This is a genomic window from Bacillus sp. B15-48 (assembly GCF_016879755.1).
Lineage (GTDB): Bacteria > Bacillota > Bacilli > Bacillales > Cytobacillaceae > Mesobacillus_B.
On sequence record NZ_WOFU01000004.1, the window covers coordinates 530,308 to 546,176 of the forward strand.

20 protein-coding genes and 5 pseudogenes are annotated in these 15,869 nt (G+C 34.6%); 6 read left to right on the forward strand and 19 right to left on the reverse strand.

The genetic code is table 11. The annotated features are described in order from the left end of the window. Nucleotides 1-152 precede the first annotated feature (152 nt). On the forward strand, nucleotides 153-404 hold the full coding sequence (locus GNT69_RS15890; protein ID WP_203555942.1) for an AbrB/MazE/SpoVT family DNA-binding domain-containing protein: 252 nt from the start codon (nucleotides 153-155) through the stop codon (nucleotides 402-404). Further along, the gene (locus GNT69_RS15895; RefSeq protein ID WP_203555943.1) at nucleotides 404-802 is read left to right on the forward strand and encodes a type II toxin-antitoxin system death-on-curing family toxin; all 399 of its coding nucleotides are present in this window, start codon (nucleotides 404-406) and stop codon (nucleotides 800-802) included. Before GNT69_RS15890 ends, GNT69_RS15895 begins: the two co-directional genes overlap by 1 nt. 86 nt (nucleotides 803-888) lie before the next feature. Here the strand turns inward: GNT69_RS15895 and GNT69_RS15900 are convergent, their stop codons facing one another. The 3 genes and pseudogenes from GNT69_RS15900 to GNT69_RS15910 all read right to left on the reverse strand — a co-directional run. Then, nucleotides 889-1,110, reverse strand: coding sequence for a helix-turn-helix domain-containing protein (locus GNT69_RS15900; RefSeq protein WP_203555944.1), 222 nt, complete (start codon nucleotides 1,108-1,110; stop codon nucleotides 889-891). A 10-nt stretch (nucleotides 1,111-1,120) separates the two neighbouring features. Continuing rightward, complete coding sequence (locus tag GNT69_RS15905) at nucleotides 1,121-1,597, reverse strand: DUF2975 domain-containing protein (protein ID WP_203555945.1); 477 nt, start codon at nucleotides 1,595-1,597, stop codon at nucleotides 1,121-1,123. Between the two features lie 172 nt (nucleotides 1,598-1,769). Next, nucleotides 1,770-2,066, reverse strand: a pseudogene (locus tag GNT69_RS15910) (Lrp/AsnC family transcriptional regulator); the annotation flags it as partial. 130 nt (nucleotides 2,067-2,196) lie between these two features. Here GNT69_RS15910 and GNT69_RS15915 point away from each other — a divergent pair. After that, nucleotides 2,197-2,973: an MBL fold metallo-hydrolase gene (locus GNT69_RS15915; RefSeq protein WP_203555947.1), complete on the forward strand. Its 777-nt coding sequence runs from the start codon at nucleotides 2,197-2,199 to the stop codon at nucleotides 2,971-2,973. Between the two features lie 87 nt (nucleotides 2,974-3,060). Continuing rightward, nucleotides 3,061-3,426, forward strand: a pseudogene (locus GNT69_RS15920) (ester cyclase); the annotation flags it as partial. A 186-nt stretch (nucleotides 3,427-3,612) separates the two neighbouring features. Here GNT69_RS15920 and GNT69_RS26240 read toward each other — a convergent pair. The 5 genes and pseudogenes from GNT69_RS26240 to GNT69_RS15945 all read right to left on the reverse strand — a co-directional run bounded on the left by GNT69_RS26240 (nucleotide 3,613) and on the right by GNT69_RS15945 (nucleotide 7,023). After that, on the reverse strand, nucleotides 3,613-3,918 hold the full coding sequence (locus GNT69_RS26240; protein WP_203555948.1) for a TIGR04104 family putative zinc finger protein: 306 nt from the start codon (nucleotides 3,916-3,918) through the stop codon (nucleotides 3,613-3,615). A gap of 322 nt (nucleotides 3,919-4,240) precedes the next feature. Continuing rightward, nucleotides 4,241-4,684, reverse strand: a pseudogene (locus GNT69_RS15930) (carboxymuconolactone decarboxylase family protein). A gap of 636 nt (nucleotides 4,685-5,320) precedes the next feature. After that, a complete protein-coding gene (locus GNT69_RS15935; protein ID WP_203555949.1) occupies nucleotides 5,321-5,530 on the reverse strand; it encodes a hypothetical protein in 210 nt (69 codons plus the stop codon). A gap of 190 nt (nucleotides 5,531-5,720) precedes the next feature. Continuing rightward, a complete protein-coding gene (locus tag GNT69_RS15940) occupies nucleotides 5,721-6,344 on the reverse strand; it encodes a DJ-1/PfpI family protein (protein ID WP_203555950.1) in 624 nt (207 codons plus the stop codon). Between the two features lie 355 nt (nucleotides 6,345-6,699). Then, a complete protein-coding gene (locus tag GNT69_RS15945) occupies nucleotides 6,700-7,023 on the reverse strand; it encodes a pirin-like C-terminal cupin domain-containing protein (protein ID WP_239094248.1) in 324 nt (107 codons plus the stop codon). A 103-nt stretch (nucleotides 7,024-7,126) separates the two neighbouring features. Between GNT69_RS15945 and GNT69_RS15950 the strand changes: the two are divergent. Beyond that, nucleotides 7,127-7,411, forward strand: a pseudogene (locus tag GNT69_RS15950) (transposase); the annotation flags it as partial. A gap of 189 nt (nucleotides 7,412-7,600) precedes the next feature. Here the strand turns inward: GNT69_RS15950 and GNT69_RS15955 are convergent. The 6 genes and pseudogenes from GNT69_RS15955 to tnpA all read right to left on the reverse strand — a co-directional run bounded on the left by GNT69_RS15955 (nucleotide 7,601) and on the right by tnpA (nucleotide 12,480). Continuing rightward, the gene (locus GNT69_RS15955; RefSeq protein ID WP_203555951.1) at nucleotides 7,601-8,152 is read right to left on the reverse strand and encodes a hypothetical protein; all 552 of its coding nucleotides are present in this window, start codon (nucleotides 8,150-8,152) and stop codon (nucleotides 7,601-7,603) included. A gap of 444 nt (nucleotides 8,153-8,596) precedes the next feature. Further along, nucleotides 8,597-8,776: a hypothetical protein gene (locus GNT69_RS15960; RefSeq protein ID WP_203555952.1), complete on the reverse strand. Its 180-nt coding sequence runs from the start codon at nucleotides 8,774-8,776 to the stop codon at nucleotides 8,597-8,599. Nucleotides 8,777-8,988: 212 nt separating this feature from the next. Further along, nucleotides 8,989-9,561, reverse strand: coding sequence for a hypothetical protein (locus tag GNT69_RS15965; protein ID WP_343206511.1), 573 nt, complete (start codon nucleotides 9,559-9,561; stop codon nucleotides 8,989-8,991). A 54-nt stretch (nucleotides 9,562-9,615) separates the two neighbouring features. Beyond that, a complete protein-coding gene (locus GNT69_RS15970) occupies nucleotides 9,616-10,299 on the reverse strand; it encodes a hypothetical protein (RefSeq protein WP_203555953.1) in 684 nt (227 codons plus the stop codon). 484 nt (nucleotides 10,300-10,783) lie between these two features. Beyond that, nucleotides 10,784-12,067, reverse strand: a complete 1,284-nt coding sequence (locus GNT69_RS15975; protein WP_203555954.1) for an RNA-guided endonuclease InsQ/TnpB family protein — start codon at nucleotides 12,065-12,067, stop codon at nucleotides 10,784-10,786. A gap of 15 nt (nucleotides 12,068-12,082) precedes the next feature. Next, a pseudogene (gene tnpA / locus GNT69_RS15980) lies at nucleotides 12,083-12,480 on the reverse strand (IS200/IS605 family transposase). Nucleotides 12,481-12,770: 290 nt separating this feature from the next. Between tnpA and GNT69_RS15985 the strand changes: the two are divergent. Then, nucleotides 12,771-13,433, forward strand: coding sequence for a hypothetical protein (locus GNT69_RS15985; RefSeq protein WP_203555955.1), 663 nt, complete (start codon nucleotides 12,771-12,773; stop codon nucleotides 13,431-13,433). Nucleotides 13,434-13,680: 247 nt separating this feature from the next. Here GNT69_RS15985 and GNT69_RS15990 read toward each other — a convergent pair whose 3' ends face one another. The 5 genes from GNT69_RS15990 to GNT69_RS16005 form a co-directional block, all read right to left on the reverse strand. Continuing rightward, a complete protein-coding gene (locus tag GNT69_RS15990; RefSeq protein WP_203555956.1) occupies nucleotides 13,681-14,130 on the reverse strand; it encodes a hypothetical protein in 450 nt (149 codons plus the stop codon). Nucleotides 14,131-14,265: 135 nt separating this feature from the next. Continuing rightward, on the reverse strand, nucleotides 14,266-14,502 hold the full coding sequence (locus GNT69_RS15995) for a hypothetical protein (RefSeq protein ID WP_203555957.1): 237 nt from the start codon (nucleotides 14,500-14,502) through the stop codon (nucleotides 14,266-14,268). Between the two features lie 125 nt (nucleotides 14,503-14,627). Continuing rightward, complete coding sequence (locus GNT69_RS16000) at nucleotides 14,628-14,810, reverse strand: hypothetical protein (protein ID WP_203555958.1); 183 nt, start codon at nucleotides 14,808-14,810, stop codon at nucleotides 14,628-14,630. 145 nt (nucleotides 14,811-14,955) lie between these two features. Next, nucleotides 14,956-15,300, reverse strand: a complete 345-nt coding sequence (locus tag GNT69_RS25560) for a short-chain dehydrogenase (RefSeq protein WP_343206515.1) — start codon at nucleotides 15,298-15,300, stop codon at nucleotides 14,956-14,958. 95 nt (nucleotides 15,301-15,395) lie between these two features. Continuing rightward, entirely contained in the window at nucleotides 15,396-15,659 is a 264-nt protein-coding gene (locus GNT69_RS16005; protein WP_203555959.1) for a CPCC family cysteine-rich protein, read from the reverse strand. Nucleotides 15,660-15,869 lie beyond the last annotated feature (210 nt).

Here is a 15,869-nt window from a genome sequence, read left to right on the forward strand (position 1 = left end):
TCAAACAATCCTGCCACTTTACTTTAAGATGAAAAAAGCCTTACCGTTGCCCCAGTAATGCACCCATTTGTTTAAATTTACCATTGCACATACTAACATATTTTTTCTAACTCACTTTTATGTTATAACGATTATAACAAGGATGTGATCTTTTGGAACAGTTTGAAAGAAAAGTTACTAAGATTGGAAATAGTTTTGGAATCACTCTTCCTACTGAATTACTTAAACAAGTCGGCTTAGCACATGGTGATGATGTTCAAGTTGAAGTTAAGGATGGAAAAATTGTCCTGAGAAAAAAAGAGCAGGTAACACTTCCTAAAGGTGTCGATGCAGAATTCATGGATATTTTAAATGATGTTATTAATGAGCATGACAAAGCGTTTAAAGGATTAGTGAATAGATAATGGATGACGTCATCTATCTTACAACAAACCAAGTCATCGCTATTAATACGGTACAAATTCGTCTATACTCCCCAAATGAACCTTTAGGAGTAAAAGATCCAAGCCTACTTGATTCAGCTATTAACAGACCAAAACAATCAGCTTTTGGTAGTGATGCTTACCCAGCTATTTACGAAAAAGCAGCCGCACTTTTTGAGTCAATAGCTAAGAACCTCTCCCTCCACAATGCGAATATGCGAACAGCCCTTGCTTCCTTAATCGTTTTTTTGAAAATAAACCATTTTCGTTGGACGATGGGAATTGAAGAAGAACAAGACTTTACAGTTGATGTTGTAAATCATAATTACACGTTTGAGGAAATTGTTTCAACAATAAAAAGCCATACAGAAAAACTATAGTCCATTCTCACATTGATTGAGAATGGATTTTGTTTCTTTAGATGCCTCATTAAAGATAAGTATCCCGTTGAATAACTTTTTGTCTATTATTTTTGGGTGTCGTCATCATTTTTGTACTCTAAAATATCACCAGGTTGACATTCTAATGCTTTACAAATCGCTTCTAAAGTTGAAAGTCTAATGGCTTTCGCCTTACCATTTTTCAGAATAGAAAGATTAGCCATCGTTATTCCAACCCTTTCTGAAAGTTCTGTCACACTCATTTTCCTCTTCGCCAACATCACATCAATATTAATTATAATAGTCATTTTATTCACCTCAGACTGTTAAATCATTTTCTGATTTTATATTAATAGCTTCTTGTAAAAGTCTTTGGAGTACAGCAGCAAAGACAGCAATTAACATTGAACCAAAGATAGGAACCCCACCAACTATGATGAGACCTGGAGCATCATCTAGTTCTGCTACGACAAATACAAATGGCAAAATGACCACATACACACCACTGATTGTCATTGCACATAATTTGATAATCTTTAGAGCTTTAACAGACAATTCAGAGAAAGCCTGGTTCTTGTCAATATAGCTTAAAAGTATAAAAGCCTGGTACAATGCAACGAAAAAAGGTATCACTGATACATACAAACCAATAACAATGGGATATAGTATATGGGCATATTCTGGATTTGCTGGATTTTTAACTAGCCAAATCAATCCAAATATACCCAAAGCAAGAACTGGGGTTCCAATAAGAAAAACAGCTAATTTTAAAAACAATGTTGAACCTCGTTTCACAAAAAAGCACCTCACTTAATATTTAATAAATTGATTTTAATGCATTTTTTATCGTTTTACAATAAATTATTAATGAATTTTATTGTATTATTATTGTTTTTTAAACATCTTTTAGAATAAAACAAAATAAAAAGCACTTCCTATTACAAGAAATACTTTATACCATTAAGCTATTTAATTTATAATTATTTATTAAATATTTCTCTTGCGTTTTTATGAATGACAGATAGGGTTGATGAAAAATGCTTTCTGTAATGATTGTAATAAAAGCATGTATAAAACAGCCTAATTTGACTCGGTTAACTTTAATTGTATAACCCTCAATAACTCCAATATCCTCCTCTAATCTTGTCACTCTAGCTGAAGTGGCTGGACCAGGCAAATGGACTTTCTCTCCCCATTCTTTCATTGTAATTCGACTGTTCTTAGAGAGTTCATCTAAGATCTGCATGTCCGTATTTTCCAACATTTATTTAACTCCTTTCATTAATAAAGTCAAACGGACAAAAGACTTTATTTAATCTATGTATCCGTCAATAGGTCATAGTATAGACTATACATTGTTCACACAAAATCTCAAAAAACAGGAGTTAATTTATATGAATATACATCAAATTCGTAATGCAACAATCGTTGTTGAATACGCAGGGAAAAGGTTTTTAATCGACCCAATGTTGGCAGAAAAGGGAACTCTCCCACCTTTTGGACCCGGTGTAGGTTTACCACCTGCACCAAGACAAGACCAAAACAATCCTTTGATCAGCTTACCTACATCTGTTGACAATATTATCCGAGATATTGATGCTGTCATTGTCACTCATCTGCATCCTGACCACTGGGATGATGCTGCCAAAGAAGCATTACCAAAAGAAATTAAAATATTTGCCCAAAGTGATGAAGATGTGACAGAAATTCAAAACGCTGGTTTCAAAAATGTAGAGGTTTTACAAGAAGATACAGTTTTTGAAAATATCCAATTGATTAAAACAAAAGGTGAACATGGCAGGGGAGAAATCTTAAAGCATGCTGGTCAAGTGTGTGGAGTTGTCTTCAAACACGCAACTGAGAAAACATTATATGTTGCTGGTGATACAGTATGGTATGAAGCAGTCCAAGAAATCATCGACACACACAAACCGGAAATCATTGTGGTCAATGCAGGAGATAATCAATTCCATGTGGGTGGTTCTCTTGTCATGGGGAAAGATGACGTCTATGAGGTGGTTAAGGCTGCTCCAAACGCAAAAATTATGGCTGTCCACATGGAAGCTGTAAACCATTGGGGATTGTCCAGAGAAGAATTAAAGAGCTTTATTAATGAAAAAGCAATTACTAATGTGTTTGTACCAGACGACGGTGAATCTTACACATTTTAAGATAAAAACGGACAAGCCGTATATTTAATTGAAAAGAGGTTCCTCATTATGTCAGTTGAAACTAATAAATAATTAGTACGTCGTTTTTATGAAACGATTGAACAAGAAAACTATGAGGTCAAAGATTTTTGTCATCAAGAATTTGTATTTTACCAACAAATAGATACACCGTTTCGTGGGGTAGAAGGTCTTGTAGAATCAGAAAAGGAAAATTTTGATACTTTTCCTGGCTTCAAAATGCCAATCAAAGGGATATTAACTGAAGGAGATCAAGTAGCCGTTTATTTTATATTTGAAGGTACGCACACAGGTATTCCCTTCTTAGGAGTTCCTGCAACGGGAAAAATTGTTAAATTTTCTCTTATGATGCTGTTACGAATTGTTGACGGCAGGATCATCGAGAAAAGATCACATGTGGATGTGCATGATATTCTTCGCCAGCTTAACGCTTAATATTTTTTATAAATAATACTTTGTAACATTAAGTGAAAAAGATCCATAAAGGGTCTTTTTCACTATTCTAAGGCATACAGGTTCATTTAAAATTGTTTAATTAAATGGCCCGATTCATTAAAAAGAGCAACATTTCTTGCTCTAGAAATGCGCCCGTTAGTTGAAGAAGAAAACTATATAAAATACTTAAATATCTGAACTGTAATTTACTAAATAGGGTAAAAATAATGAGATTAGAATACCTAAAAGAAGAATTAACGATACACCAACAACAATATGTAAAGAAGAGAACGAGATAAGATTATTTAATACCAAACCTAATAACAGCATTGGTATAAGCATCAGCAAGGATATATACCTCGAACGTGAAGCTATGTCATGCTTTGTTCCACACTCACTACATTGTATTGTCCTATTAGAAAACCATAGTGATGTATAGATTTTTTTCCAACCAAATTTATGTTTACACACATTACATTTTGGTAGTTTCATTAATACCCCCTTAAATCAATGTCATCTTTAACCAGTAAAGCAGGCATTGCTCTTCTTGAACTAATCTGCCACTATCGTATTATAAGGTCAGCCAGATTTTTGGTTGGCCATTTTTTAGATAATAGGCGAGAACCCTCGAGACTTCAGTCATGAGTTGTTGACTTTAAGTTTATCCCTTCATAATCTCCATCTATTTTAACATAAATATCCGATTATCTTTGGGGAAGATCCCCCATAATATGGCTCAAAAATGCAAAATAGAGCGCCAATTCCTTAAGAATGCCGCCCTATTGCTGAATATTAAAAATGAAATTTAGAGTAATTACTTTTCAGTGGCTCTATTGCCCATTGCAATAGAAATTCTATTCCAACTGTTAATTTGATTAATTATTAGAACAAGGTCAACATACTGTTTCTCATCATAGTGTTCACGTACTCGTTGATAAAGCTCATCTGGAATACGTTTTGTTGGAATTAATGTCACGTGCTCAGCCAACTCTAAAGCTACTTTTTCTGCTTCTGTATAGAATTCACACTCTTGTCAAGCACTAACACAGTAAATTCTTTGTTCTGTTTCACCCATTTTTTGAGCATCTGCTGTATGCATATTCAAACAATATGCACAGCCGTTAATTTGAGAAACGCGAATTTTAATAAGCTCACGAAGTTTTCGTTCGATTGCTGTCGTTTTCGTGTATTTTTCCATATCCATCATAATTTTCATACCATCAGGTGCAATTTCATAGTAAGAAACTCTTTGGCTCATAAAGCAAGACCCCTTTGATTTAGTATAAGACTATTATACCCTTACAAGAACACCTGTATCATTTTTATAAAGGAATTGCTCTACAATCGTGGCCCTATTCTTGAAGACTTGAATTCGAGATAATTCATATTATGATCTTCCAAAATCTCCAGTTTATTGAAGAAAGAAATTTATTTTTCAAATCTAACTAACGTTTTTTCGGGTATTTCAATCTGGTCTATATCAAAGCTATTCATTTGTAGTGTTAGTCACCCTCTCTCTTTTCATCTTCTTCTCCTACCCAACAATTATACAACTCAAAATAATCACCCTGTTTAAGATAACCATCCATTCTTTTAATAGTTCTAGTAGCTTCTTTTTCGATTCATCACAAATTTCTGGAGTGGTATATTCGGAAATCTTAATGCCCCAATGACTTCATAAACACAGGAAGTAGTAATCTGATATTGCCTTACATTTTGCCTTTCTTCATCGCTCGCAAAACATCTTCCTATATAAAAATAATCATCGGAATATTCATCATCAGTAATAGGTAACGCTATATTACAACCAATATAACTAGCTAAACTTATTAGCACTCACCTCTTTTATTCATTCATTATCTATAAGAAGTAGGTTCTTTACTTTAATAAATTTTTATAGAAAAATAGCAATAAATAATAATCCTACACCAATAAGTAATCCACCGACTAATTCATAATTATCAAATAGAAAGTAGAATTTGCTTCTATTATTAAAATCAAACGATTTTCCTCTTCGTTTTAACCATAGTCCGAAAATGATAGTAAAAACCAAACCGAAAAAGATTAACGCTGGTGTATCTTTTATATAAATATCACTTTCCACTCTTTCACCTACTTACATAAATTTAATGGTTCTTTATTGATATATTTTCCTTATGTACAATCGAAATACTTCTGTTGTGTCTAATTAAGTAACCTGCCCTTTAACTGATTATAGTCCAAAAAAATGGACTGCTGAAGCAGCCCATAATTACCCGATTTTCGCGCCCTTTAATGGAGGAAGGTTATTGTATTTAGATGTCACTTGAAAATTCAATCGTATCAGCTGTACGTTTAGCCGCCTCTTCGCCCAATAATTTTTTAACAACATATAATGCCATATTGATACCAGAGGATACACCTGCTGCAGTTATTACATTGCCTGCGTCAACATATTTTACATTTTTTATAACATTAATATTTGAAAAAGATTTCTCTAATAGGCTTAACGCCGCTTTATTAGTCGTTGCCTTTTTATCCTTAAGAACACCAGATTTAGCTAAAAATAGAGCACCAGTACAGACAGAAGTAATTAATTTGCTATCATAGGATGCAATCCATTCAATGATTTTATTATTATTTGATACCTGCTCGATTGCTTTCATTGGACCACCTGGAACCACAATGAAATCAAATGAAGGGCAATTATTAAAACTGAAATCAGGAGTTATTTTTAATCCATGATGAACTGTTACTTCTGTTCCATCTTCAGATACTGTACTTACTTTAAACGGCTTCTCTTGCAGCTCGTTTAAATGTAACTTTTTTACGTCACTACGCTTATACGTACTCATATTGAAAACTTCATAAGGTCCAACAAAATCCAGAGCATCTACATAGTCAAATAGCAATATACCTACATGATATTGGCTTTGCATTTCAAAAACTCCTTTTTGTAATCATTATACCTATATGGGGTATATAAAACAAGACTAAAGGTTACCGGATCAACCTTTTTATTTTATAGGAACGCAGATTTCACAATGATGATTATTAACCATTTTGACTACATACCTTTCGATGATTGGTCTTGCTTCATCAAATTGATATCCTTGCCTTTATAATTCAGGAAAAATATCAATCAATGCTTCTGATCTGCTTCTGCTGTATGATTAATTTTAAAAACAGCATATTTCCACTAACAATATTAGCTTCTCTTACATAGCCATCAGTAAATGAATAGTCGTTTGAAACAACTATGCAGGTATCATAACGACAGTTCATGATTATTCTTTAGTTTGTTGGATTTAAAAATTTCCCCTTCTGATAATCACGATAAGCCTGTCTTATTTCTTCTTCTGTATTCATGACAAACGGTCCACGTGCTACTACTGGTTCTCTTAGAGGCTCACCAGCAAAAAGCACAAGGCGTAATTTTTCATTTGCAGAAACTTGAATACCACTTCTACTCGCTTCATCCGCGGAACCTAACCACATCGCTTGCCCTTTTTTCGCTTCGACTTTATTTTCACCGAACTTACCACTTCCTTTTAACACATAAATAAAGCCGTTATAGCTGCCCGGAAGATCTTGAATAATAGAAGCTCCTTTTTCCAAAATCATTTCTACAAAGGTGACAGGTGAAGGAAGCATAGGGACGTACCGAGACTGGTGAAAAAGTCTACTGTTTTCCTCCGGAAAACTTATTAAAGTCAATTACAAGGAATGCCCTTTACATGATTTGTGCGCAAAAAACACTGCTCGTAGAATATTAACCGTTGGTATGAATACGGCAGAATTCTACGAAATGTCTCAATATCAAAAGACAGAAGAGTTTAAAGAAAAATATAAGAAAAGAGCTTCCATCGAAGGGAAAAATGCGGAACTCAAACGTTTCCATGGCCTATCCAGAGCAAGGGGCTATGGTCTATTAAGCGTGTCTAAACAATCTAAATTAGCTGCCATTGCAGTAAATATTAAGCGGATAGCAGCGATAGTATCCGCTTAATAAGAGTAAATAACAGGAATTACCCAGTATTTAGTAGATTTTATAATATAAAAATTTAAATTTCCCTTCTGCAGTTACCTCCATTTAATTATTTCTCAAAAAAACACTACTTTTTCACTGGTCTCGGACGTACCCAACGCTTCCAAGGAAATTTCATGCTTAACAGCAGATTTTAATGGTTACCTATCAAACTTTGCATATACTTTTAGCTGCAACCTTCACAAGATTCCCAGGAAATCCCCATTTGTTTCCCACATCATAAAAAATCATAAACCCACTAAACAAAATTAATATTAAGAAGAAGCACAAGGTATGTCCCCATGCTCCCCCCCCCATGCTTCCCAAAATAGACAATGACAAAAACGCAGCAATCGCAAGACTACTACGGAGCAGCTTTTTCCTGCTTCTCTCTTTTCGGTGCAGCCATTCATTAATAACAAAAAAGAGACTAGCACTTAAGACCGCATAAAACGCTAGTTCATCAATGAACAGTACCGTTGCTGCCCCAAAGAATAGATGGATCAGCCCCGCTGCTAGCAGTCGATAGTCTTGCATTTTTTTCGTCAACAAATCCGACAGATAAGACACCGGAATCCCATAAATAATTGTTCCAATTGCTGTGTATACAAACACTATTCCGGCAAACATAATAACTTCCTGCACCATCGCGCCGGCAATCAAATAAAAGCCGCTTACAAGCAGGGAAACATATAATGCTGTTAACAATTTTTTGATCATAAAATGATATCCCCTATGTGAAAATGAGTAATTACAAGGTTTACTCACTCACTTGATTTAGTTGTCAACTTAAATAAGCTAGTGTATAATCACTCATAAATTCTATAATTAACGGCTTTCCCTTTCTTCTTCAGGACTGCTCAATACTTCGAGAAGAAACGCAACCGTTGCAAGGACATCTCCTCAACTATTGCTATCCGTTTGTTTAAGATGAATTTTGTGAAGTTACTTAATACGTCCCTTACCTCGCAACTGATACTCCTCTTGATTGCTTATTTCCAGCAATTTATAGACATAACCAAATTCTTTATCTTCTCTAAATGATGTAGCGGAAACCATATATTCATCGCCTTCTTCAATTAAGTTATAAACCATTGATTCTTCGATGAAAATTTTATAAAGCTCGCGATTCTCTTCCTTTTGATAAGCGTTATATCCGATAATTCACATTTCAAAATATTGACCTGGCTCGATATAGTGGTGTTTTTCTTCTATAATCATACCTCCCATACTAATACTTCTTGTCACTTGAGATGAATTTCCAAAGAATAAAAAATAACTAATCATTAAAGCAACAACTGACATTACTACTATCACAAACCATTTATTGCTGATTAACTTCAACCACATTCCTCCCTTAATTAAATACCGTTATAATATTATAACGAATTATCAGATAATCGATATTGAGCTACCTGCATCTTAGTTCAACATCATTTTCCAATCCCTGAGCATAAAAAACGAGCTGCATCTATTACAGCCCGTAATTTTACTAACGCACCCCGTTCGTTGAAGTATAACTTTACACAATGTGATAATTATCCCCCGTTATTCAATCATAGATGAATCCCTTGATGCTTTGATTGGATTAAATAGCCGCCACCGAACTCAAAAGCAGTATCATATCCCATATTGAATTCGTCAAGGTCTATTAAATCTTTATAAGCTATGGGAATATTAGGATTCCAATTTACATTTTCCAATTTTATAGGAAAATCATCGTCATTAGGGTTTGGGGTATGAATATAAACTGCATCCATACAAGCATCCTTAAGGTCTAAATAAATCCAAGATTGATAAGGCTTTTTAAATGTTTCTAGCTTTTTTAATAGGTTTTTATATAAAGTTATTTGTGCCTTTATATGCTCTCTTCTGATCTTGTTACTGTTATCTCCCATACCAAAAAAATCTAGGTGTGCGTGCCAAAAGTCAAACCAAGCGTCATTATCAAATTGCAAATAATTGTAACCTTCTTCAACTTCTCTCCAGAGATTTCGAAAATATCGTCTTTTGCCGCGGAATTTTTTCATTTTAACCTCCGATTTGGACAATATTGCTTCTTCAGCTAACCTGCTGTTTGTTACTTCAATAACACAAGGAGCAGCCGCATCGTCAGCTCCTTGTGCCACTCTTGCACCCTATAGTCCAAGTAATTTTTTTCATATACAAAACCCATAAAGTATTTATTCAATCAAGTTTCTAAAAGAATCATATAGTTCATCAACACTATATCCTTTAAAAATAAGTTCTTTTCCATCAAACACAAGCATGGCTGGAAACTGTTCAATGTCCAATTCTTCTTGATAATCTACAATAAATTTTTCATCATAAGGTACCCATGCAGCTGAAGCTCTATGTTCTGTCCCTTCCAATATATTCATTACATTTTCATAGACAGTTTCTTGCATCTCCATAGGTAGCGTTTCCCCGTCCTTATACATGATGACAATATTCATTCCATCTGTATGCGATAGAAGCCGTGAATACTTTTCCTCATAAGTCATTTCTATTAAAATAATTTCGTCTGGATGACCTTCGAAGCCATCTCCTCTTGGCGGATTAACTAATACTTTTTGTCCTTTTTTTATATCGTCAATTGATGTCTCGTTATCCTCTTCATATTTTATGACAGTTTTATCGGTTATCTTAGCTTCATATGAATAGCCCTCATCTGTCATACCAGGCCCTTTTCTATCTCGCTTTTCCCATTCGGAAATGTCAACAACTATAGTACTCCCGCTATTATTCACTTCTGAAACAGAACCTATCATTTTATCATCTTCATAATGACCATAGGGATACTCTCCATTATCTTCCGCACTTTCACCACATGCAGAAATAAATGAGATGGTAAATATGAAAATCATAAAAACAAAATTCTACGTAAAAAATGATTTCCTCCTCTCTATTGAACAGTGCCCTCTTAACCGTTATATTTCTTCTTTCACAAACCTGCCCTTATAGTTTAAGTACATTCTCTCACAAATACCACACACTAGCAGTGCCACAAGTATTCAATTTTTTTTAGGATTCTTCCTCGATTAAATGGCCCTATACATAAAGATAGAGCGCAATTTCTATTCTGGAATTGCGCCCTTTATTTGAAAATCGTCAACAAAATAAAGCAGCAAATAACGCTTATCTATAAAGTCTATAACCATACCCTTTTTTATTTGAAATGTTTACTTTATAATATTAAACGTTATACCTTGTCAACAACCCATGACTAAAGTCACGGGCTTGTAAGGTCTTACGACCTTTAGAATTTACAGCGGTCAACAAGACTAGTGTCCTGCCCTTCAAACCACGCTAGAGGTACTGTTTGGGCTCCAAGCAACCCGCTTGTCTTATTTAAGCCACGACTACTTGTGGCAGAATTTTTTCCTTAGTATAACGTTCTCCATAGTGTTTTAGGTTGAACGCCGAATTAATATCTCGGTCATGATGTGTGCCACAAGAAGGACAATCCCATTCACGAATATCTACATTTCCTTTTAGTGCAGTATTCTTATGACCGCAAGTTGAACATAATTGTGTTGACGCAAAATCTTTCGCTGCTTTGACAAAGTATTTTCCTCGTTGTTTTAGTTTGTATTTTAGATACAGACGGAAATTACCAAAACCATTATCTTGCTGGTTTTTAGCATAATACTTGTTTTGTCCAATAGCACGAAGGTCTAGGTCCTCTACTACAATCATGTCATAACGATTCGCAAGAGCATAGGATTTCTTGTGAAGCCAATCTTTTCGCTGGTTTGCTACTTTGGCTGTCAGTCTCGAAACGACAAGTCGTTGTTTTTCCCAACGATTAGAGCCTTTTACTCTGCGCGATAACACTCGTTGTTCTTTCGCTAGACGTTCTTCCATTTCTCGATAATATTGAGGATAATTGGCTTTCTTACCCTCATTGTCTATGAAAAAATGAGATTGTGAATAATCTAGCCCTAGAACACGAGTAGGTGTACCAATGCTTGCGATTTCCATTGGAAATTCAACACAAATAGACACGTCAAATTGCCCTTTCGTGTTCATAGTAACCGTTACATTCTTAATTTTACTGCCTTGTGGTAATGGTCTATGTGTGTTTAGATTTAACCCAACTACTTTCACAGAAGACTTTTGTGCAGTTGGAAGATATAATACTTCATCTTTAATGTAGATATTTCCGTTTTGATTGAATGTAGTATAGCTGGCTTTGCTATCCTTACGAGAATGGAACTTTGGTATTCCTTTTAAATCACGAAATGTCGGTTCTATCCCTAGTGTCTTCTGACGTTTTAAGGCAGATTTCTTGTATTGTTTCTTACATGCAATCTTGTTAAAGGCGGTTATCGCCTTGTTGAAGTGTTGCTTTGCTTCGTTAGAGGCGAATGCGTCTACAAGATATAAGTAAGCCACATTATCATTTACACATTGTTTTTTGAATTCAGATACAGTCGGCATACCCATCTTCTTTAAAGAAGGTAATTTATCGCCAACTTGATAGTTACTCTTTTCCAAATAATCATATAGGTGAGCAACATGGAGGTTATACATCTTTCTATCTGCACCAAAACACTGCCGTAAATAGGTTTCTACCTCTTGAGAAATAGGGGTAGCGCGATACACATAGCCACGGTTTACTAATTCAAGCATTGGTTTCACCTCCTGTCATTTTTGTTTTTGGCTTTGGATATATATACAAACCTGCTCTTCAGTATTTTCACTAACTGTAGCGATATATAACTAGGATTCCACAAATGACCTCCCCAGAGAAATCTTTTGGATTTCGGGATGGCGTTTGAAAAATCTCCTAGCTGATTTCCCCTTTAAAGTCTTCACAACAGTTGGGATATAATAGGCTTTAAGGAAATCAACATATGAATATGGTCTTTATCGGTTTCCATTTCTTCAATCGTTATCTCGTGGTATTTGCAAAGTTCTATAAGAATTTCTTTTAATGATTTTTCAATCTCATGGACAAGCACCTTTCTTCTGGACTTTACACACCACACTAGATGGTATTGAAGCGAGTAAACATAACCTCTACCGTGAATAACTGTTGACACAGTTATCACCCCATGTCTATTATCCTACAAAACAGATCCTATGTATAAAGATAGGTATTGAATTATCAACGAATTTTATTCTTTTTCAAAGATCATATGTTCTTTTAGCCGAGAATGAGAATGTCGGACAATTGAGTTAGCAGAAGCTAACCCTTGTCCGAAGCCGATTCATCTCATGACTGAAGTCACGAGGGTTCTCGACTAAAGTCTAAAACATATGGATAAGTTGGGAGCTATATTTATTGGGAACGCTAAAATCGATCTTATTGGGCTTATTTGGTTTAATTACCGTGTTTATTTTATCGATAGCTATTTTTGCATTCATTTCATTTATTCAAGAAAAATTATTTGTCCCCAGTAATTCTCTCATATGGGTTATTAAATCTTTTGCAGCAAAATTTGTTTTTATATATGAGTTTTACCTGATGTTTGGTCTTTTCCTTCTTTTAAGCAAGGATTTAAGAAAATGGTTTTCCGGATTTTATAAAAAACATCATAGAACTGTATTCCCCATCTTCGGGATTGTTAACATTCTATTGTTTTATGCTGTTATTACGGATGTGGCAGTCGTAACGAATGATAAAATCGTCAACCATTCCTTCCTCACACCACATGGGAAGCAATACAGCTATAGCAATATCACCAAGATCACTGCAGGTATTTATGGGAAGAATCGATTTTTAGGTTCCTCAAAAGGTCAATTTTATTACGTAATAGAATTAAATAACGGGACAAAAATAGATTTTGGGGATGGCGGCTCTAGTTTTGTCAGCTTCAATGAAGAGGATAGTAATGAGGCGGACCCCCGATTTATTCTTGCAAAACTTGACCGTCAATGGGTGGACATGGGGATTCCCAAAAAGGCCAGCATGTCTAATTTTAAATATACTCAGGATTCTTTAGCCAAAATTTATTCAGATAAAATTCGCAGTATTTTAGAAAATACCAAGTAAATATGCATCTTCTACAAATAGAACTTTTAATAATAAAACAGTTACACAGCTTAACAGTTGTGTAACCATTTCTTCTTCAATTAAATGGTCCCATTGTTGAGGGAATTCGGCAATCAAGAAATGCTGTTTATGGCAATATGTTTTATGAATGGAGAGAGCCTAAATATACAAGAAGGACATAAAAACTTGTATATTTTAGGCTCTTTAATTTTATTCCTTATTGCTCGTTAGTTGAACCAGGACTATATTAACTCACAGTACAGTACATTTCATAACTCCCTAAAAATTCCTGTATTTCTTTTATTATAGTTTGCATATCTCCATATCCATCTACAGCTATTTCATATTCTGTGTCTAATCTATTTATTTTTGAAAATATATCATCTTCAATATTTCGTTGCCAAGCTAATCTATACATCAAAGTAACCACTTGCGGAATATCAATTTCTGTTTTCTCAAATGATTTGTATAGAAGACCTAAAATAACTTTCGATGCAGTTTCTACGTGATTTCCTCTTGTAATTTCACTTAAAAGAACGATAACGTCATCTATTTTTTTATTACTCGATAACGAAACTCCGTAAAATTGGTATGGTATTTCAGATGAGCCCAATTGTAAAATCCTTAAATCAACCCATTCAACTACTTTAGGAAGTTTAAAATACCCTATTCCCAATCCAAGTTCATATACAGCCACCTTTTCCGACAGGTTCAATATTTTTTACTTCACCGCTCACGAAATAATTTGTTTTAATTTTAGCGTATTTCACTTCAGCTAAACTCCTCAATAAAAAGCGACAGTCCTGATCCGCTATCGCACACGTTAGTTGCATTAGAATATAATTAATAACACTCCGAATAATGCTGAAACTAATCCAATAAACCAAATAAACAATGACCACGCTTTGATTCCAGAAAAGACCACAGGGAACTGCCAACCTATTAAATCTGATATTAAATCTCCGAATGCTTCCATAAAGGTCTCTTTGGGGTCACCCTTTTTCCATAACCATTTTGAAATGAAAAATAGGGCAATACCAATTGCGATAAGAATAATTCCATTAAGCACAAACTTTCACCACCTAATACTTATAATTATAAGCATCTAGTGTGGAATTTTATTCTTTTCTCGTACTCAATGTATCTACCTAAACAGAAGAAGCGATAGCCTTTGTTCAGCTATCGCCCCGTAGCTTAATAAGATAAGGATTGTTTACTTAATTGCTTATCAAGGCCATGGTACTTTTCATCATCATATAACTCATTGAACCAGTTATATTTTCGTAATTCCTCAATATGCTTATCAATTTTCTTTGTATTTAAAGAATCATCTTGTCCAACACTACCAAGCAATCCTGCAATAATCTCAAAAATCATAAAAGGGTCTCCTTCAGCCGAAATTTGATAATATATTTCCCCTAAAATGCACCGCGCCTATTAAAGTAAACTACCCGTTTGTTCAATAAACATGGCGATTAGCTTTATTCCGTGACCGCACCCGTTACTTGAATAAGCCTATTGCTTAAATCCCAAAGTGTATCATAAATTTCTTTTCTTCTTTTGCTTGAGTAATTTTTGCTGCTAAATCTGTTAATTCGTCAGACTTTTTGAAGTGTGGCGAAGATACAACCAGATCATAAAACAATGAAAGAGATTCAGGGGGAGTAATAGTAACTCCCCAATATGCTAGACCCAATTCTGGTCTATCATACGAATGGAAGTAACTCTTCATTATTTTTAAAGATTCTGAAAGATTTTGAATGAGATCATCGTCAACCGAAATACATTTATATTCTTTTGGGGCATAGTAGCCATAATCTTTTCGAATGTTAAAATCATCGATAATGCCAAACTCATGGACAGGGATATATTATCAACCTTTCACATTATGAAATAATTCTATGGTAAAAAAACGAACAGATGCAGCTGTTATTCAACATTAGCACCCGTTACTTTAATAAGCTACAAGGGTGTCCAATTAGGGTCCTTCACATCATTTTCATTTGGTTTTCTTACAAACTCAATACACCTTTCTTCACAAGCCCCAAATAAGATATAGTTTTTCTGTGCTTGCCTTAAAGAAGGGATATTTGCACCACCACCATAATCAGGGTCATCATATTGAACTCCATCATCTTCCCAAAAGCAAATACTACATATGTCATAAGTTCCAGGAGGTTCTTCATCTAATGTTTTATAACCACAACATGGACATGTATATTTCATCTAATCACCTCAATAATAGCATTTACCTTCTTCCGCTATACTGCCCTTTAAGTGTAAGCCCTTACAATCCAATTGAATAATGTGAGTATATTAGTGGCTCTCTATTCCGCTAAGGGCGGCTCATTTTTTCCGCATTGACTGATTCAAAACTCCGCACTAGTGGCTCAATTTAGCTGCAATATTCAAAAATCATGTTCACCCATAAAAAAG